General features: G+C 60.3%; 19 protein-coding genes. 8 read left to right on the top strand and 11 right to left on the bottom strand.

All coding sequences use genetic code 11. The annotated features are described in order from the left end of the window. The first annotated feature begins 58 nt into the window (after window positions 1-58). Window positions 59-1,576 carry a malonate--CoA ligase gene (locus ACRZ9X_RS12775; RefSeq protein WP_480519389.1) on the top strand — a complete coding sequence of 506 codons (1,518 nt, stop codon included), beginning with the start codon at window positions 59-61 and terminating at the stop codon, window positions 1,574-1,576. Here the strand turns inward: ACRZ9X_RS12775 and ACRZ9X_RS12770 are convergent. From ACRZ9X_RS12770 to ACRZ9X_RS12740, 7 genes are all read right to left on the bottom strand, one after another. Beyond that, a complete protein-coding gene (locus ACRZ9X_RS12770) occupies window positions 1,563-2,300 on the bottom strand; it encodes a metallophosphoesterase family protein (RefSeq protein WP_480519387.1) in 738 nt (245 codons plus the stop codon). The genes ACRZ9X_RS12775 and ACRZ9X_RS12770 overlap by 14 nt on opposite strands. Before the next feature lie 123 nt (window positions 2,301-2,423). Beyond that, a complete protein-coding gene (serA, locus tag ACRZ9X_RS12765) occupies window positions 2,424-4,019 on the bottom strand; it encodes a phosphoglycerate dehydrogenase (RefSeq protein WP_480519385.1) in 1,596 nt (531 codons plus the stop codon). A 72-nt stretch (window positions 4,020-4,091) separates the two neighbouring features. Next, window positions 4,092-5,246 carry a phosphoserine transaminase gene (locus tag ACRZ9X_RS12760; protein WP_480519383.1) on the bottom strand — a complete coding sequence of 385 codons (1,155 nt, stop codon included), beginning with the start codon at window positions 5,244-5,246 and terminating at the stop codon, window positions 4,092-4,094. A gap of 193 nt (window positions 5,247-5,439) precedes the next feature. Then, complete coding sequence (gene gcvP / locus ACRZ9X_RS12755) at window positions 5,440-8,295, bottom strand: aminomethyl-transferring glycine dehydrogenase (protein WP_480519381.1); 2,856 nt, start codon at window positions 8,293-8,295, stop codon at window positions 5,440-5,442. Window positions 8,296-8,438: 143 nt separating this feature from the next. Then, a complete protein-coding gene (gene gcvH, locus ACRZ9X_RS12750; protein ID WP_480519379.1) occupies window positions 8,439-8,804 on the bottom strand; it encodes a glycine cleavage system protein GcvH in 366 nt (121 codons plus the stop codon). Window positions 8,805-8,822: 18 nt separating this feature from the next. Further along, on the bottom strand, window positions 8,823-9,920 hold the full coding sequence (gene gcvT / locus ACRZ9X_RS12745; protein WP_480519377.1) for a glycine cleavage system aminomethyltransferase GcvT: 1,098 nt from the start codon (window positions 9,918-9,920) through the stop codon (window positions 8,823-8,825). Window positions 9,921-10,210: 290 nt separating this feature from the next. Continuing rightward, the gene (locus ACRZ9X_RS12740; RefSeq protein ID WP_480519375.1) at window positions 10,211-11,407 is read right to left on the bottom strand and encodes a Zn-dependent hydrolase; all 1,197 of its coding nucleotides are present in this window, start codon (window positions 11,405-11,407) and stop codon (window positions 10,211-10,213) included. A gap of 129 nt (window positions 11,408-11,536) precedes the next feature. On the opposite strand from ACRZ9X_RS12740, the gene ACRZ9X_RS12735 reads away from it, so the two are divergent. Genes ACRZ9X_RS12735 through ACRZ9X_RS12720 form a run of 4 tightly spaced genes read left to right on the top strand, consistent with a single transcriptional unit; the run spans window position 11,537 to window position 15,029 of the window. Further along, a complete protein-coding gene (locus tag ACRZ9X_RS12735) occupies window positions 11,537-12,187 on the top strand; it encodes a histidine phosphatase family protein (protein ID WP_480519373.1) in 651 nt (216 codons plus the stop codon). An 11-nt stretch (window positions 12,188-12,198) separates the two neighbouring features. Then, on the top strand, window positions 12,199-12,813 hold the full coding sequence (locus ACRZ9X_RS12730) for a glutathione S-transferase family protein (protein ID WP_480519371.1): 615 nt from the start codon (window positions 12,199-12,201) through the stop codon (window positions 12,811-12,813). Window positions 12,814-12,827: 14 nt separating this feature from the next. Continuing rightward, window positions 12,828-13,883, top strand: a complete 1,056-nt coding sequence (locus tag ACRZ9X_RS12725) for a saccharopine dehydrogenase (RefSeq protein ID WP_480519369.1) — start codon at window positions 12,828-12,830, stop codon at window positions 13,881-13,883. A 3-nt stretch (window positions 13,884-13,886) separates the two neighbouring features. Beyond that, window positions 13,887-15,029, top strand: a complete 1,143-nt coding sequence (locus ACRZ9X_RS12720) for a saccharopine dehydrogenase family protein (RefSeq protein ID WP_480519367.1) — start codon at window positions 13,887-13,889, stop codon at window positions 15,027-15,029. A 93-nt stretch (window positions 15,030-15,122) separates the two neighbouring features. Here ACRZ9X_RS12720 and ACRZ9X_RS12715 read toward each other — a convergent pair whose 3' ends face one another. From ACRZ9X_RS12715 to ACRZ9X_RS12700, 4 genes are all read right to left on the bottom strand, one after another. Further along, a complete protein-coding gene (locus ACRZ9X_RS12715; RefSeq protein ID WP_480519365.1) occupies window positions 15,123-15,326 on the bottom strand; it encodes a hypothetical protein in 204 nt (67 codons plus the stop codon). A 48-nt stretch (window positions 15,327-15,374) separates the two neighbouring features. Further along, window positions 15,375-15,605 carry a DUF1127 domain-containing protein gene (locus ACRZ9X_RS12710; RefSeq protein ID WP_480519363.1) on the bottom strand — a complete coding sequence of 77 codons (231 nt, stop codon included), beginning with the start codon at window positions 15,603-15,605 and terminating at the stop codon, window positions 15,375-15,377. Window positions 15,606-15,807: 202 nt separating this feature from the next. Beyond that, entirely contained in the window at window positions 15,808-16,125 is a 318-nt protein-coding gene (locus ACRZ9X_RS12705; protein WP_480519361.1) for a DUF3775 domain-containing protein, read from the bottom strand. Window positions 16,126-16,224: 99 nt separating this feature from the next. Then, entirely contained in the window at window positions 16,225-16,995 is a 771-nt protein-coding gene (locus ACRZ9X_RS12700; RefSeq protein ID WP_480519360.1) for a DUF1365 domain-containing protein, read from the bottom strand. A gap of 284 nt (window positions 16,996-17,279) precedes the next feature. On the opposite strand from ACRZ9X_RS12700, the gene ACRZ9X_RS12695 reads away from it, so the two are divergent. Genes ACRZ9X_RS12695 through ACRZ9X_RS12685 form a run of 3 tightly spaced genes read left to right on the top strand, consistent with a single transcriptional unit; the run spans window position 17,280 to window position 18,912 of the window. Then, on the top strand, window positions 17,280-17,795 hold the full coding sequence (locus tag ACRZ9X_RS12695; RefSeq protein ID WP_480519655.1) for a sigma-70 family RNA polymerase sigma factor: 516 nt from the start codon (window positions 17,280-17,282) through the stop codon (window positions 17,793-17,795). A 10-nt stretch (window positions 17,796-17,805) separates the two neighbouring features. Further along, entirely contained in the window at window positions 17,806-18,456 is a 651-nt protein-coding gene (locus ACRZ9X_RS12690; RefSeq protein WP_480519358.1) for a ChrR family anti-sigma-E factor, read from the top strand. 51 nt (window positions 18,457-18,507) lie between these two features. Further along, window positions 18,508-18,912, top strand: coding sequence for a hypothetical protein (locus ACRZ9X_RS12685; RefSeq protein WP_480519356.1), 405 nt, complete (start codon window positions 18,508-18,510; stop codon window positions 18,910-18,912). Window positions 18,913-18,914: the final 2 nt, after the last annotated feature.

Raw genomic sequence — 18,914 nt, 5'->3', positions numbered from 1 at the left:
ACCCTCCGGCAAATCCGGGACAGGTTCAAAGGCATCTTTCGACCCGAGGATTTTGGCAATGGGCAACCCGCTTTACGATCAGCTGTTTGGCATCCATGCAGGCAAATCGACGCCATTCTTGCATCTTCCGGACGGAACAAGCCTGACTCACGCAGATTTTCTGGATATGGCGGCGCGTATTGCAAATGCCCTGACCGGGATGGGTCTGGAACCCGGAGATCGCGTGGCCGTTCAGGTTCAGAAATCACCCGAAGCGCTTGCGCTATATGCCGCCTGTGCACAGACCGGGCTGATTTTTTTGCCGCTCAACACCGCCTATACCAGTACCGAGCTGGCCTATTTCGTTGAAAACAGCTCCGCCTCATTGCTGGTCTGCGATGCAGCGAATGAACATGGACTCTTGCCTGTAGCGCAGGCGCAGAAGGCCCGGCTCGAAACACTGAACGCAGACGGGACCGGCAGTCTGATGCGTCGGGCATTGGGGATGTTGCCTGCGTTCGAGCCTGTGCGCCGTTCTCAGGACGATCTGGCCGCATTTTTGTATACATCAGGCACCACCGGGCGATCCAAAGGCGCGATGCTAACGCAGGCCAATCTGTTATCCAACGCGCACACTCTGGTGCGCGAATGGCGCTTTAGCCGCCAGGACGTGCTGCTGCATGCATTGCCGATCTTCCATACGCACGGGTTGTTTGTAGCCACGAATGTGATCCTGGCCTCGGGCGGATCGATGATCTTTCTGCCGAAATTCGATCTGGAAGACATCCTGCGGCTGATGCCCAAAGCCACATCCATGATGGGGGTTCCTACGTTCTATACCCGATTGCTGGGCGACGACCGGTTCACTGGCGATCTGGTGCAGCACATGCGATTGTTCATCTCGGGTTCGGCCCCGCTGCTGGCCGAGACGCATGAGCGGTTTCAGGCGCGCACCGGCCACCGCATTCTGGAACGCTATGGCATGACGGAAACCAACATGAATACCTCCAACCCTTACGAAGGCGAACGTCGCCCCGGGACGGTTGGATTTCCGCTGCCGGATGTCGAATTGAAAGTAACCGATCCCGAAACCGGCGAAGACATGGCCCACGGTGAGATCGGCATGATCGAAGTGCGCGGCCCGAACGTGTTTCAGGGCTACTGGCAAATGCCCGAAAAAACCGCTGCGGAACTGCGCGCGGACGGGTTCTTTATCACCGGCGATCTGGGGCGTGTGGACGCGGATGGCTATGTCCATATTGTCGGGCGCGGCAAGGATCTTATCATTTCGGGCGGGTACAACATCTATCCCAAAGAGATCGAGCTGGTTCTGGATGATCAACCCGGTGTTCTGGAAAGCGCCGTCATCGGCGTTCCGCACCCCGATTTTGGTGAGGCAGTGCTGGCGGTTCTGGTGCCCGAACCCGGCCAAAGCCCGGATTTGGCGGTGATTCAATCAGAGGTGCAGGAACAGCTTGCGCGGTTTAAGCACCCGCGCGAGTTGATCGTTCTGGACGCGTTGCCGCGCAACACGATGGGCAAGGTTCAAAAAAACGTTTTGCGCGACAGTTACGCGGGCATGTTCAAAACCGGGTAAGACGCAACGGGACTCGTCCCTTATCGGTCAAAACCCAGCATTCACGCCCTTCAAACACCACTGACGACAGCGGGCGCCCATAGCCCGCGCCGGTATCCAGATTGATCCGGTTTCCGCAATGTTCGACGCGATCAACAGGCGTGTGGCCATGTACGACCAGCCAGGGGTAGGGTTTGACCGCGTCCAGAAACTCGTGGCGGATCCAGACCAGATCATCCTCGGTCTGCTGCTCCAGCGGAATACCGGGCCGCAATCCGGCATGGACAAACAGTAGCTCTGCTTCCTGATGATATGTCGGCAGGGCATTCAGAAAATCCAGATGTTCTTGCGGCACAGCGGCCCGCGCCTGTTCATGAACTTGATAGATGCGAGCGGATGGGGTGACCTGCACGCCGTAAGAGGCCAGCGTTTCGATCCCGCCGATCCGGTCGTGCAGCCAATGCAGCTCGATCGGCAGGCGGGTGTCATTCAACGGGTGGTCCTGCATGAACATCGAAAACATCCGGTCATGGTTTCCCTTCACCATAACCCAGTTTCGGCCCGCGCCTTGACCTTCGATCAACACATCCAAGACGCCACGACTGTCCGGTCCGCGATCTGTATAGTCACCCAGAAACACGATACGCGCATCCGGGCCGCCATCTGCCTCGATCCGGCGCAGCGCAGCATTCAGCATGTCAAGCTGACCGTGAATGTCACCGATGGCGTAGATGGGCGTGGTCATGACAGGGCCTTTCAGGTTGGGGTCGCGGGACTTGTGCCGCGAAATGCCCCTGAACGAAAGAGAATGCCCGCACCTTTTTCCGGCGCGGGCATCATTTTGTATCGAAACCCCGACTGCGAAAGCTCAGGCCACGTCAAACTCCAGCGGTTTGATCTGGGTGAACAAACCCGTCTCGGCCAGCTTGGCCCGCGCCTCGGCCGGGACGGGTTCGTCGACATAAAGCAACGCAATTGCTTCTCCCCCGGCTGCCGAGCGGCCAAGGGTAAAGTTGGCGATGTTCACGTTGTTCTCCCCCATGGTTTGCCCTAACGCACCGATGATGCCCGGCACGTCTTCATTGGTGGTATAGAGCATATGCGCTCCGATCTCGGCATCGATGTTGATCCCTTTGATCTGGATGAATCTGGGTTTTCCATCACTGAACACAGTGCCGCCGATAGAGCGCTCGCGCTTGTTGGTCACGACCGTGACCTTGACGTAACCTTCGAACGCACCTGATTTGTCCTGATTGGTGGTCGAGATTTTGATACCCCGTTCCTTGGCCACCACCGGTGCCGAGACCATATTCACCTCGGGGTTAAACTTTTTCATGATGCCAGCAACGACCGAGCAATTCAGCGCGGCCAGATTCATCTCGGCCGCAACACCGTCATAGAGGATGTTGATTGCCTTGATCGGCTCGTCCGTCATCTGGCCGATGAAGCTGCCCAGATGACCTGCCAACTTGATCCAGGGGCCCATGACCTTGGCCTCTTCCGCTGTCACGCTGGGCATGTTCAGCGCGTTTTCGACGGCGCCGGTCAGCAGATAGTTCGATATCTGCTCGGCCACCTGCAGCGCAACGTTCTCCTGCGCTTCGGTTGTGGCCGCGCCCAGATGCGGCGTGCAGACTACGTTGGGCAGGTTGAACAGCGGGTTGTCCTTTGCGGGCTCCACGCTGAACACGTCAAAAGCCGCGCCCGCAACCCGCCCCGATTTCAGCATCTCGGCCAGCGCTTCTTCATCGACCAGACCGCCACGAGCACAGTTGACGATGCGGACGCCGGGTTTGGTTTTCTCAAGGTTTTCGCGGCTCAGGATGTTGCGGGTCTGATCGGTCAGCGGCACGTGCAGGGTGATGAAGTCGGCGCGCGACAGCAGCTCGTCCAGTTCGACCTTTTCGACGCCCATCTTGGCGGCTTTCTCTTCGCCCAGATAAGGGTCATACGCGACCACCTTCATCTTCAGACCAAGGGCGCGTTCGCAGACGATACCGCCGATATTACCCGCACCAATCACGCCAAGCGTCTTGTTGGTCAGTTCGATCCCCATGAATTTGGACTTTTCCCACTTACCCGCGTGGGTCGAGGTGCTGGCTTCGGGGATCTGCCGCGCTACGGCGAACATCATCGCGATGGCATGCTCGGCTGTGGTGATCATGTTGCCGAAGGGCGTGTTCATCACGATCACACCTTTCTTGCTGGCGGCATCCTTGTCGACATTGTCGGTCCCGATCCCGGCGCGGCCAATGACTTTCAGATTGTCCGCCTTTTCCAGAAGGGTCGGCGTCACCTTGGTGGCCGAGCGGATGGCAAGGCCGTCATACTGGCCGATCACCTCGGCCAGCTTGTCCTTGTCCTTGCCCAGATCGGGCATGAAATCCACGTCGATGCCGCGATCCCGAAAGATCTGCACGGCGGTTTCGCTGAGTTTGTCAGATACGAGTACTTTGGGGGCCATATCTCTGGTCCTTGAATATTTGGGAGATGTCCGGGCCACAGGCGGGCCCAGATTTTTCGTCGAAAAATCTTGTCAGGCGGCTGCCGTTTGCGCAGCGATCTCGGCCTCGAAGGCCCATGCGAGCCATGGCAACATCGCCTGAATGTCCGAGGTCTCAACCGTGCCGCCGCACCAGATGCGCAAACCCGCAGGGGCGTCGCGATAGGCACCGATATCCAGAGCGATGTTCTCGACCTCAAGCCGCTTTGCAACGGACTTGGCAAAAGCCCCACCGTCCCGAATGCGCGGATCGGTGAATTTCAAACACACCGAGGTGTTCGATTGCGTCGCAACATCGTCGGCCAGATTGGCGATCCATGCGTTCTGCTCACAGAACGCATGCACCGCCCCGGCATTTGCGTCCGCGCGAGAAATCAGGCCCTGCAGACCGCCAACCGAGCGCGCCCAATCCAGCGCGAACAGATAATCCTCGACCGCCAGCATCGAGGGCGTGTTGATCGTGGCCCCGGTAAAGATACCATCGATCAATTTGCTCCCTTTGGTCAGGCGGAAAATCTTGGGCAGAGGCCATGCGGGCGTGTAGCTTTCCAGCCGTTCTACCGCACGAGGGCTCAGGATCAGCATCCCGTGGGCCGCTTCTCCACCCAGCACTTTCTGCCAACTAAACGTGGTCACATCCAGTTTGTCCCAAGGCAGGTCCATCGCAAAAGCCGCAGAAGTTGCGTCGCAGATTGTCAGACCCTGACGGTCATCCGCAATCCAGTCGCCATTCGGAACCCTCACGCCCGAGGTCGTGCCGTTCCACGTGAACACCACGTCATTGGCGAAATCGACCGAGGTCAGATCGACGATCTGCCCGTAATCAGCCGTTTTCACTTCGGCGTCGATCTTCAACTGCTTGACCACGTCGGTGACCCAGCCCGCACCGAAACTTTCCCACGCCAGCATCTCAACCTTGCGCTCACCCAGCAGCGACCACAGCGCCATCTCAACCGCGCCGGTGTCCGAGGCGGGAACGATGCCGATCTTGTAATCTGCCGGAATGCCCAGCACCTCGCGCGTGCCTTCGATGGCCGCTTTCAGCTTGTCCTTGCCGACAGCAGCACGATGCGACCGACCCAATGCAGCATCGGCCAGTTTGGACAGTTCAAATGTGGGGGGTTTGGCGCAGGGGCCCGAGGAAAAACGCGGATTCGCCGGCCGCGTCGCCGGTTGTTCGATAGTCATCTGTATTACCCTTCCAGATACACGCCCCTCGTTGGGGAGGGGTGTCCCACGGACAGGGGTATGGGGCCGTCGCAGATGCAGCAAGCGAAAAAGACGATTTCGCTGCAAAAAACGACACCTAAATCAGACGCGCATGAGAAATGAGGTTTCCGATAAGCGAAAACCCCGCCGATTTCGCGGCGGGGTTTTGGAATTATTCGGCGGCTTCTTCGTATTCCGACATCGGCGGGCAGGTGCAGACGAGGTTTCGGTCGCCATATGCGTTGTCGACGCGGTTGACGGGGGACCAGTATTTGTCGACGCCCATCGAGCCCGGAGGGAAACAGGCCTGTTCGCGGCTATAGGGCCGGTCCCAGTCGCCGACGAGATCGCGCACCGTGTGAGGGGCGTTTTTCAGCGGGTTGTTTTCCGCGTCGATCTTGCCGTCGATGATGTCCTGCGCCTCGGCCCGGATCGAGAGCATGGCGTCGCAGAAGCGGTCCAGCTCGTCCTTGGGTTCCGATTCCGTAGGCTCGACCATCAGGGTTCCGGCCACCGGCCAGCTCATCGTCGGGGCATGGAAACCGCTGTCCACCAGCCGCTTGGCGACATCGTCCACGGTCACATGCGCCTCGGCGTCCAAAGGCCGCGTGTCGAGGATACATTCATGCGCCACGCGGCCGGTTTCCGAGGTGTAGAGGATCGGATAGGCCTCGGCCAGCCGTGCCGCGATGTAGTTGGCGTTCAGGATCGCCACTTTGGTCGCCTGCGTCAGACCCGCTCCACCCATCAGCAGCACATAGGCCCAGCTGACCGGAAGGATCGACGGCGAGCCAAAGGGCGCTGCCGAGACCGGGCCCACCGCAGTGCCGTATTCCGGGTGGCCGGGCAGGTGTTCCTCCAGATGTGCCTTGACGCCGATCGGACCCATGCCGGGGCCGCCACCGCCATGCGGAATGCAGAAGGTCTTGTGCAGGTTCAGGTGGCTGACGTCGCCGCCGATGTCACCGGGACGCGACAGGCCCACCATGGCGTTCATATTGGCGCCGTCGATATAGACCTGACCGCCGTGATCATGGGTGATCTGGCAGACCTCCTGCACGGTGGTCTCGAACACGCCATGGGTCGAGGGATAGGTGATCATGCATCCGGCCAGATGATCCGAGTGCTTCTCGGCCTTGGCGCGGAAGTCATTCAGGTCGATATTGCCGTTCTCATCCGATTGCACCGGCACCACCTGCCAGCCCACCATCTGGGCCGAGGCCGGGTTGGTCCCGTGGGCCGAGGTCGGGATCAGGCAGACATTGCGATGCCCTTCGCCGCGCGCGAAGTGATAGTTGCGGATGGTCAGCAGCCCCGCATATTCGCCCTGCGCGCCCGAGTTGGGTTGTTGGGAGATCGCGTCATAGCCGGTGATCTGGCACAGTTTGTCGTTCAGATCGGCAATCATCTCGTGATAGCCCTGCGCCTGATCTTCGGGGCAGAACGGGTGCAGATTGCCGAACTCGGGCCAGGTGACCGGGATCATCTCGATCGTGGCGTTCAGCTTCATGGTGCAGGACCCCAGCGGAATCATCGCCCGGTCCAGCGCCAGGTCGCGGTCGGCCAGACGGCGCATATAGCGGGTCATCTCGGCCTCGGCCCGGTTCTTGTGGAAAATCGGGTGGGTCAGATAGGGCGTCTCGCGCAGGGCGTAATCCGGCAGGCGGTAGGCCACATTCGAACTGTCGTCTTCCTTGTCGATGCCGAAGGCGCCCCAGACGGCCTCGATGGTCTCGGGCCGGGTCTGTTCGTCGAGGCTGATGCCCACGCGCGTGTCACCCACCTTGCGCAGGTTCACACCCCGCGCCACGGCGGCCTCCATGACCGTCTTCTGCAGATGACCAACCTCGACCGTGATGGTGTCGAAGAACACTTCCGGCTCGACGGCAAAGCCCGCCTCTTCCAGACCGGCGGCCATGCGCGAGGTCTTGCGGTGCACCGATTGCGCGATGGCCTTGATGCCGTCGGGGCCGTGATAGACGGCATACATCGAGGCAATGACGGCCAGCAGCGCCTGCGCGGTACAGACGTTCGAGTTCGCCTTTTCGCGGCGGATATGCTGCTCGCGGGTTTGCAGGGCGAGGCGGTAGGCCTTGTTGCCGCGGCTGTCGATGCTGACACCGATGATCCGGCCCGGCATCGCGCGTTTCAGCTTGTCGGTGGTCGCCATGTAAGCCGCGTGCGGGCCGCCATAGCCCATCGGCACGCCAAAGCGCTGGGTCGAGCCGATGGCGATATCCGCGCCCATCTCGCCCGGTGACTTCAGCAGCGCCAGCGACAGGATGTCAGCAGCGACGATGGCGATGGCTTTGTGTTCATGCAAGGCGGCGATCTCGGCGGTGAAGTCGCGCACATGCCCGTGGGTGCCGGGATACTGAAAGATCGCACCAAAGACCGCGCCTGCTTCCAGTTGGTCGGGGTCGCCCACCTGCACGTCGATTCCCAGAGGTTCGGCGCGGGTTTTTATCACAGCGATGGTCTGCGGGTGGCAGTTGCGGTCGACAAAGAAGGCCGCGTTATTGGCTTTCGACCGACCACCACGCTTGGCCATCGCCATGGCCTCAGCCGCTGCGGTGGATTCGTCCAGCAGCGAGGCGTTGGCAACGTCCAGCCCGGTCAGATCGCTGACCATTGTCTGGAAGTTCAAGAGCGCCTCAAGACGGCCTTGGCTGATCTCGGGCTGATAAGGCGTATAAGCGGTGTACCAAGCCGGGTTTTCCAGAATGTTGCGCAGGATCGGCGCAGGCGTGGTGGTGCCGTAATAACCCTGCCCGATCAGCGAGGTCAGAACCTTGTTCTTGCTCGCCACCTCTTTCATGTAGAACAGCGCATCGCGCTCGGTCATCGCCGGACCCCAGTCCAGCGGCTCTTTCTGGCGGATCGCAGGTGGAATGGTGGCGTCGATCAGCTGATCCAGCGTCTTGAAGCCGATCACCTTGAGCATATCGCGCATCTCGGTCGGGCTGGGCCCGATATGGCGGCGGTTGGCGAAGTCATAGGCTTCGTAGTCGGTCAGTTTGAAAGCCATGTGTGCGCTCCTCACGGATAGGTCAGAGTCGGCGGAGGCTGCGGGAGCCTCCGGCGTGGGGTGAGGGCCGTCTTGGACTCGGTCCCGTGGACAGAGTCAGGCCCGAACGGGCGGAGCCCCGGAAACAGGACCCCAATTGAGAGTCAACCGATGAAGTCTTTGTAGCCGGCCTCGTCCATCAGATCTTCGAGCTGCGCGGCGTCTGCGATCTTGATCTTGTAGATCCACGCCTCGCCCTCGGGGTCTTCGTTCAGTGCGCCGGGGTTGTCGGCCAGCGCCTCGTTGACCTCGATGATCTCGCCATCAACCGGTGCATAGAGTTCCGAGGCCGCCTTGACAGATTCGATCACGCCGATCTCGCCGTCCTTGGCGAATTCCTCGCCTGCTTCCTGTTGTTCGACAAAGACCACATCGCCCAGCTGTTCGGCGGCATGTTTGGTGATGCCCAGAGTGGCGGTGTCGCCCTCAACGTTCAGCCATTCGTGTTCTTCGGAATAATAGGTTGCCATGGTCTCTTTCTCCTGACTTCAACGCTTGTAGTTCTGGGTGACGAAGGGCAGCGCCACGATCTCGGCCGGTTGCGGCTTGCCCCGGATGATCAGATTGACCGACTCGCCCGGCGTGCTGTGCGCCATGGCGACATAGCCCATCGCAACAGGTCCGCCGACCGTGGGGCCGAAGCCGCCCGAGGTGATCTGGCCGATTGTGGAACCGTCTGTGTTCTGGATTTCCACGCCCTGACGGGCGGGCGCGCGCCCCTCGGGCTTGATGCCGACCAACTTGCGCGCAGGCCCTTCGGCCAGTTCCTTCTTCACTCGGTCGGCGCCGGGAAATCCGCCCTCTTCCTTACGGCGTTTCTGAATGGCCCAGCCAAGGCTGGCTTCAATCGGCGAGGTGCTTTGGTCAATGTCATTGCCATAGAGGCACAGACCCGCCTCCAGCCGCAGGCTGTCGCGCGCGCCGAGGCCCGCCGGTTCGCAGTCTTCGTGAGCCAGAAAGGCTTTGGTGACCTCGATCGCTTTGTCTTCGGGGATGGAAATCTCATACCCGTCCTCGCCCGTATAGCCCAGACGCGAGATGCGGCATTCCACGCCGTTGATATCTGCCACCGTGGTTTCCATGAATTTCAGGTCACGGGCCGCAGGGCACAACTCGCCCACCACATCCTCAGCCTTCGGCCCCTGAACCGCCACCAGTGCCCGGTCGAAAATCTCGGTCACCTCAACGCCTTCAAGGTGTTCGCGCATATGCGGAATGTCCTGATGCCGCAGGGCCGCGTTCACCACCACAAAGTAATGATCGCCCGCATTCGACACGATCAGGTCATCCATGATCCCGCCGTCGGCGTTGGTAAAGAACCCATAGCGCGCCTTGCCCTCTTTCAGAGTCGCATAAGCCTGCGGGCACAGCGCCTCAAGCTTTTCACCCACATCCTCACCCCGCAGGATCACCTGGCCCATATGGCTGACATCGAACACCGCAGCCTTTTCGCGGCACTGTTTATGCTCACCCATAATCCCAAGCGGATATTGCACGGGCATCTCCCAGCCGGCAAAATCAACCATTTTGCCACCCAGTTCGACGTGCAGATCATACAAAGGCGTGCGCTTCGGTGCGTCTGTCATGGCGGATACCTTCTTTCGTATCTAATGGTCGGAACGCATGCCTGTCAGTCTGACCCAAGCTGCATATTTTGCAACGATTCAGCCCCGGTGTTTTGGCACTTCATCGCCAACGGGACAGGCCTGTATACGGGCGTATGCATCAATAATGTTCCTATAGGAAACTTTTTTCCGTTAGGCAACACTCGATCTGCCGACGTCGGTCAACTTCAGCATGCGCGGGAAGACACGTCCTTGTTGACGACTGTTTACCCCAAGCCAAACCGCTGGAAAATTTGTATTTTCACCGCGCCTTATCGCGCAGCCGCCCCGAGCGCCTGAACGGCATGATCCAGCACATTGAGACCTGCAATCAGGTCATCCTCGGCGGTGTCCTCGGCAAAATCATGGCTGATTCCGTTGATCGAGGGCACAAACAGCATCGCAACCGGCATCAGACGCGAGACATTGGTGGCGTCATGCAAAGCCCCCGATGGCATCCTGCGCCATTTGCCCGGCGCGACCGCCTGTGCCCCGCTTTCCAGCGCCTTGCGCAGGGTGGAATCCATGCTCACCGGCTCCAACCCCAGCATCGGGCCGTAGTCCAGTGTCATGCCAAGTTCCTCGGCCACCTGCTGCGCGGTGGCGCGGATGATCTCTTCCATGCGCAACAGACGGTCAGAGTCACCATCGCGCCATTGCATCGAAAACCGCACGCGTCCCGGCACAATGGAGGAGGCGTTCGGGTGCAGATCTACATGCCCGATGGTCCAGACCGTTTGCGGCGTCACCACATTGCGGAACCGGTCATTGAGCCGCGTGTTGAACAGCGACAGAGCCTGAAACGCATCGCGGCGCAGGTGCATCGGCGTGGTGCCTGCGTGGTTCTGCTGCCCCTCAAACGTGATGCGCATGTCGCGGATACCGACGATATCCGTCACCACGCCGATCTGTTCACCTGCCGCATCCAACGCCGGACCCTGTTCGATATGCATCTCGATGAAACCACTGAACCGGGTCGGATCGACAAAATCCTGCGCCATGTCGGCCATCGACGCCCGCGCCGCGGCAAAGCTGACGCCAGCGCCGTCGGTCAATCCGTCGCCTTTTTCAAGCAGCAAACCGCCCGACCAGACCGCCGAGCCGGTGGTAACGCCGAACCGTCCCTCTTCGTCCTGAAAACTGACGACCGAGACCGGACTGTCGCTGGATCGCGCGATCTCAAGCGCAGCGATGACGCCCAACGCGCCATCCAGCCAGCCGCCTTCGGGCTGGCTGTCGGAATGGGATCCCATCAGCAGCGACGGCCCGTCCGTCAGGCCGAACAGATTGCCGACCGGGTCGAAATGCGGCGTCAGGCCCGCCTCGGCCATACGCGTGGCCAGCCACTGGCGTGCGGCGATGTCAGCCTCGGAATAGGCCGGACGGACGACACCCTTGCCAACACCTGATGCTCCAAAGCTGCGCAGTTTGTGCAGATCGGCCAGAAATCGGTTTTCGTCTATCGCCATGACACTCCCCCTTGTTCGGGCCAACCATAGCGCCCGACCGACAAGGTGCAATCACCGTTCGATTTTTGCCAAACCCCTCTGGTCCCGACCCCGAACCTGCCCTAAGACTTGCCCGCAAGAGGGACCGTCATGTCATATATCACACTGGTGCGCCACGGGCAGGCCAATACAACCGCGCGGGATGAGCAAAGCTATGACCGGCTCAGCGATCTGGGTCACCAGCAGGCGCGCTGGCTGGGGGCGCATCTGCGCGATACCCAGCGTCATTATCCGCGTGTCTATTGCGGCACGCTGAACCGGCATGTGGAAACCGCGACCAGCATGGGGCTGGCAGACCCGATCCGCGACGCGCGCCTGAACGAGATCGAGTATTTCACCCTCGCGCAGCTTTTCCAGCAGCAACACGGCGTCGAAATCCCCACTGATCGCGAAGGGTTTGTCGAACATCTGCCGCGCACCTTCGCCGCCTGGTCCAAGGGCGAGATCGCCGACGCACCCGAAACGTTCGATCAGTTCGAAACCCGCGTCCGCGACGCCCTGCGCGAGATCGGGACCGAGGGCGGGCCGGCCATCGTTGTGACCTCGGGCGGGTTGATCTCGATGGTGGTGCGGCAGGCAATGGGGCTGGATATCCCGTCGATGGCGCGCGTGGCGCTTGCCATCATGAACACGTCGATGCATCGTCTGCACCCGATTGGCACGCAGCTGAGCCCGGTTCTGTTCAACGCGGTGCCCCATCTGGAAGCACCCGACCGGCAGTTCGCGCAAACCCACCTGTAAGGAGGCCCTGTATGCAGCTTTATTACGCCCCCGGTACCATTTCCGTTGCCGTGGCCATCGCGCTGGAAGAGGCAGGGCTTGAGTACGAAGCGGTCAAGCTGAACTTTGCAGACGGCGAGCAGACCAAACCGGCCTATCACCAGATCAACCCCAAGGGCCGGGTCCCGGCGCTGGTGGTTGACGGAGGCATCCTGACCGAAACCGGCGCGCTGCTGGACTATGTGGCAACGGTTGCGCCGGACGCCGGTCTGGTTCCTACCAATCCGGTGATGGCCGGGCGCATGCGCGAGGTGATGTATTACCTCGCCTCCACCATGCATGTGAACCACGCGCACAAGATGCGCGGGCACCGCTGGGCCGACAAGAAATCCAGCTGGAAGGACATGAAAGACAAGGTCGCACAGACGATGACGGCGTCTTGTGCGTATATCTCGTCAAACGGCCTGCGCGGCCCGTTTGTACTGGGCGAGGCGTTCTCGTTGGCCGATGCTTATCTTTATGTAGTGTGCAGTTGGTTGGAGGGAGACGGCGTGGATGTCGCGGCGTTTCCCAAGATCATCGCTTTCCGCGAAGCGATGGAGGCGCGGCCTTCGGTTCAGGCCGTGCGCGCTGCAGGCATGCTCTGACAAAAGGACTGATAATGACACATCTTTGGGTCCGGGCAGAACAGCGCCCGAACGAGGAACGGGTCGGGTTGACCCCCGAAGGCGCCGCCGCGCTGATCGCGGCAGGCATCCGTGTGACGGTCGAGGAAAGCTCTGTCCGTGCCATTCCGCTGGATGGCTACAAGCAGGCTGGCTGCGAGATCGCGGCTGAGAATTCATGGCCCAAGGCTCCACAGGATGCGATCATCTTTGGCCTCAAGGAACTGCCCGAGGACGGCACCCCTCTGCCCCACCACCACATCATGTTTGGTCATGCGTATAAAGGCCAGCATTCCGGGCGCGCGCTGTTGGACCGGTTCAAGGCCGGGGGCGGTACGCTTTATGATCTGGAATACCTCGTGAATGAAGACGGCCGCCGGGTTGCCGCCTTTGGCTATTGGGCAGGATATGCGGGCGCGGCGGTCACGCTGAAAACATGGGCCGCGCAGCAACGCGGACAGGAATGCCCGCCAGTTGGCGTCTATGCCAACAAAGACGCCCTGAACGCCGAATTGCTGGCCGAGTTGGACGCCACCGGCGCCGACCGCCCCTCCGCGATCGTCATAGGTGCGTTGGGCCGTGTTGGCACAGGTGCCGCAGATATGTGCGAAGCGATAGGCGTCCCCGTCACGAAATGGGACATGGCCGAAACCGCGAGCGGCGGCCCGTTTCCCGAGATAATGGCCCACAACCTGTTCCTGAACTGCATCTTCGCCCGCCCCGGCACACCGGTCTTTGTCCCGCGTGAGGCGCTGACCGCGCAGCGCAAACTGACCGCCATCGGCGACGTGGCCTGCGATCCGGACAGCGATTACAACCCGGTGCCAGTCTATGACCGGGCGACCACATGGGACGCGCCCGCCCTGCGCGTAGCCGCTGACCCGGTGATGGACGTGATGGCCATCGACAACCTGCCCTCAATGCTGCCGGTCGAAAGCTCGGAAGACTATGCCGCGCAACTGCTACCCTCGCTGCTGACGCTCACCGATCTGGACAGCGGCGTCTGGGGCCGGGCAGAAGCAACCTACAAAACTCATATTGAAGGGATCTGAGCGATGACGATTCACTGGTGTGGCACCGGCCTGTCGGCCATCCCCGGCCTGCGCCGCCTGATCGAAGGCGGGCACAAGGTGACCGTCTGGAACCGGACCACCAAGAAAGCCAAGGCCGAGGTCGGAGACCTGACCGACGACATCCGCGCCTTCGACATTGAAGCGCTGGGTAAGGTTCTGGAACAGGGCGACGTCATTGTCTCGATGCTGCCCGGCGACTGGCACGTCCCGCTGGCAGAACTGGCGATCGCAAAAGGCGCAAACTTCGTCTCATCCTCCTACATCGCCCCCGAGATGCGCGCGCTGGACGACAAAGCGCGTGAGGCCGGTGTGGCGCTGGTCAACGAAGTGGGTCTTGACCCCGGCATCGACCACCTGATGGCGCACGCTCTGGTCGCAGACTACCGCGCCTCGGACGCATTCGATCCGCAAAACCACCTGAGTTTCATCTCTTATTGCGGTGGCGTGCCAAAGAACCCCAATCCGTTTCGGTACAAGTTTAGCTGGTCGCCGCTGGGCGTGCTCAAAGCGCTGCGCTCGCCGTCGAAATCGATCCGCGACTACGCCCCGCTGGACGTCGCCCGCCCCTGGGACGCGATCAGCAGCTATATCGCGCCGCTGCCCACGCCGGAAAGCTTTGAAGTCTATCCAAACCGGGACTCCCTGCCCTTCATGCAGGAATACCAGTTCGAGGATCACTGGACCGTCAAGGAATTCGTCCGTGGCACCCTGCGCCTGAATGGCTGGGCCGATGCGTGGTCGGACGTCTTTGCCGAGATCGAAACCCTGTCCGGCCCGGAAGGCGACGCCCGCCTGAAAGAGATGTCCGATCAGTTCTGGGCGGAAAACGCCTATGACGAAGGCGAACCCGACCGCGTGGTCCTGTGCGTGGGCCTCAAGGCCGAGCGCGACGGTATCCCCGTCTGGCACAAAACCTATGTCATGGACGCCTGGGGCGACGCGCGCGGCACCGCGATGGCGCGTCTGGTATCGGTTCCGGTCTCGCTGGCGGTCGAAGCGGTTCTGAACCGCGCCATCCCGGCTGGTGTGCACGCCGCCCCTAGCGATCCGAAGCTGGTGCAAGGCTGGATGGCTGAGATCGACACGCTGGCGCAACATCTGCAGATCGTGGATCACCTGACCTAAGACAGCAAAAAGCCATTCCAGAGGGTCTGGAATGGCTTTCATTGGTCATCTTTCAGCATGTTACCGCTTTCTTATGTCCCCTTTGCAGGGCCTTCAGATATATCGCTCGATCGTGTCCTCGATGTCGCTGCGATTGATGCCAAGCTCTGACAGGTGCTGATCCGACAGGCTGTCCAGATACTGCGCGGCTCGCACAATATCGGCAGAGACCGAACGGATGCGCATGGCCCGGTCGAACAGCAGCAAAGCACTTGCCGCGGGGGTTGGATGATTGGTCGGCTGAATAACATCGAACATGGGGCGTTCCCTTCTTGTCTGTGTCGTTGGGTGCAGGGTGCAATGGCTTTACTGGCGATAGGGGACACCACCATAGACGCTCTGATACGCGCGCTGATTGATGTCTTCGGGGGCAATCCCGATGTCTTTCAGCTGCGCGTCAGTCAGGCTTTCCAGCTCACGCGCCGTTTTGGCAACAAGCCGGCGGCGAAACGTTTCGACCTTTGTTTCGGCATAGTTCGCAAACAAGCCCGAAAAGAACAGTCCGCCCAGAGGCTTTGCGGTATGTGCATAGGTCATCAGATTTCCTCCAAATCCAAGTTTTGCGTTGCGTCACAAAACAGATAAAGGAGGCCCGCGTTAACGCGGCCAAACCAGACAATTAAAATTTGTTAATCTTTCTCAAGCCCCGGGTAGTGCCCAACAGGATCCTTCATCTGGCCAAAAATATCCCGGGGTGCGCGAGGGGCTGGCCCCTCGCTCCGAGGAATTCAACCAGCGCCTACATCAGATCGTTTTCGATATCCTCAGCCGATATTCCCAAGGCGTCCAATCCGTTCTCAAGATGGTCAGACAGATGCGGCGTTCCGATCAGATAGTCCGCGCACGGGGTCGAGGCCTCGGATTTTGCGGTGGCGATGGCCTCGGCCAGATCTTCAGCGAAAAAGCTTTCGCGACCGATCCACATGACAGCGACCAGTTCCGCCTGCTCATCCTCGCCCATCCGGTCGATGAATGCGCGCAATTCGCCCTCGGCGCGATCCAGTTCACGCCCCATCATCGCGACCTGAGCGATCTTTCTTGCCGAGATTTCCAACATAACCCAACTCCTCGTGTTCGCGGTGTTGGACTTATCTGAACCATTCCCGGTGGCCTGAGTCTTTGATCTCACGCAAAAGACGACGACAGCGCATCGGATTTACCGATGCGCGCGCGAGATTGGCTGCTCGGGCACCGGCGCGCGGCGGAACGGGCGGAACCGCGCCTTCTTGGCCCATAATTTCAGCGCCTGCCACAGGATCAGAAACATCGTGCGGCGGGCTCCGAAAGGCCGCCGTATCAACGACGTCAGAATGACCCCGTTGGTCAAGGGCTGCCGGGGTCCGGTCAGGGTGGCGATCAGCCCGCCTTTTTCACGGCCATAGTCGATCCAGACACCCACCCGATCCGGGCGATAGTCGAACCGAAAGGTATAATCCCCTTCGATCTTCTGAAACGGCGACACGTGCATCAGCTTATCCGCAACGATCCGGTCCGACGGGCCAATCGGCGCAAAATTGGGCTTATGGCACAGATAACTGTGGCGGGTGCCGAACGTGTTCGTCACCTCAGCAACCACGGTGAACAGCTGATCTTCGGCGTCGAAACAGAACCAGAAGCTGACCGGGTTGAACACATGTCCCAGAACGCGCGGTTGGGTCAGCAGCTCGACCCGCGCAGGTTGCGCAATATCCATCGCATCGAACTGCTCGCGCAGCCAGACGGCACCGCGCCCTTGTTTCGGGGGGCCGCCATGGTCCCGGCTGCGCCAGTTGACGACATTGGCCCGGTCAATGGAAAACAGCGCCGGGGTGTCCAAACGGGCTTCGGGGTCCAGCAGGATGTAATCGACGGAATAGCGGAACGCGTTATCAATCGCACCTTTGCGGCCGTGATAGGTGTGCCCTGCGATATGATCGACCCTGCTCATCCGTTTCCTGACGCGTCTGTAAACTGTTCAAACCGCTTTTGTTTTCGCCTGAACACGCATGTAAATACTACGTAATACGAATTTTCGCAGATCAAAAAATTTCACAAAGTGATCCGCCTTGGGCTGGCCCGCGTAATGTGGTTATGTTTACCGAGATCGATACCGTGACCTTGGATGAACCGGTGGGCGACCGCCCCGCACAGAAACCTTGGCGCGCGAAGAAACGCATCAGGGGCAGACCGGTGAACCGAGCGAACGGCAGTTGTGACACCAGAACCGAATGGGTGGGCCATGTGTCCCGCATTCGGGATGCGCAGGATCAGGCGGCCTTTGCCGAGCTGTTTCAGCATTTCGCGCCGCGGATCAAAGCGTTCCTGATGAAATCGGGATCGGATGCCGCCCTGGCCGAGGAGTGCGCGCAAGAGGTGATGGCGACCTTGTGGCACAAGGCGCATCTGTTCGATCCGACCCGCGCGACTGTGGCCACATGGGTGTTCACGATCGCAAGGAACAAGCGCATCGACGTTCTGCGCAAGCAACGCCGCCCCGAGCCCGAAGATTTGGGATGGGGTCCCGAGGCCGAGCCGGACCAGGACGACGTGATTGCGTTGCAACAGGAAACCGCGCAGCTGCGGGACGCGTTGACCGCGTTGCCAGAGGCGCAAAGACAGCTGATCGAGAAAGCCTATTTCGGCGATCTGAGCCATCGAGAGATTGCATCTCAGACCGGGCTGCCACTGGGCACGATCAAATCGAGGATACGGCTGGCGCTGGATCGCCTGCGCCATGCGATGAACTGAGATGATGAAGATGAGCAAGGAAATCAAACATCACCTGACGGACGAGCTGCTGATGGCCTATGCCGCAGGCACCCTGCCCGAGGCGTTCGACCTGATGGTCGCCACGCATCTGTCGCTATGCGATCACTGTCGCGCTCGGGCGGAAAGCTTTGACGCCGTGGGCGGGCATGTTCTGGAGGATCAGAACGCGGGCGTGCAGATGACCGAGAATTCTCTGGCCGCGACCATGGCCCTGATTGCCCAGGGCGCGCCGATGACCAAGGCCAAGCGACCGGGCTGTGCGGTTCTGCCTGCCCCGCTGCAGGATTATGTGGGCGGTGACGTCAACGATATCAAATGGCGTCCGATTGGCATGGGGGTGAAACAGGCCATTCTGCCGACCACGCGCGAGGCCACGGCGCGTCTGCTGTTCATCCCCGCCGGATGCGCAGTGCCCGATCACAGCCATAATGGTATGGAACTGACCATGGTTCTGCAGGGCGCATTCTCGGATGAGGTGGATCATTTCGCCCGTGGCGATGTCGAGATTGCAGATGAAGATCTGCATCACACCCCGACCGCAGACATGTCCGAGGATTGCATCTGTCTGGCCGTGACCGATGCGCCGCTCAAGTTCAACAAACTGATGCCGCGCCTGTTTCAGCCCTTCTTACGCATCTGAGCGGTCGGGGCGTTCTGTGCTGCACCGCCCAGAGCCACAGAGGAGACTGTTATGATGAAACTTCTGATTTTGGCTGCTGCGTTGATCGGGCTGTCCACGGCGGCTTTTGCGCAGCAAGCTGCGGATGTCAGGTTTCAGCCGGGCAATTTCGGGACGATGGTCAGCGGTACGATCATTGGTGACGAGTATTTTGATTATAGGCTGGGCGCAAAGGCGGGTCAGGAAATTTTTGCCGATCTCAAGGTCAGCGACACCAATGGCAACGGCGTGATCTATTTCAACATTCTGTCACCGGGCAGCGATGGCGTTGCGATCTATAACGGGTCAATCAATGGCAATACCGCCCGGATCGACCTGCCCGAGGACGGAGAGTACACCATCCGCGTCTACCTGATGGGCAATGACCGCGATACCGGCAAGACGGTCGGTTACAATCTGGACCTGTCGATCCAGTAGCG

The organism is Ruegeria sp. AL1 (genome assembly GCF_056540905.1).
This window is presented reverse-complemented; position numbering and strand designations above follow the sequence as displayed.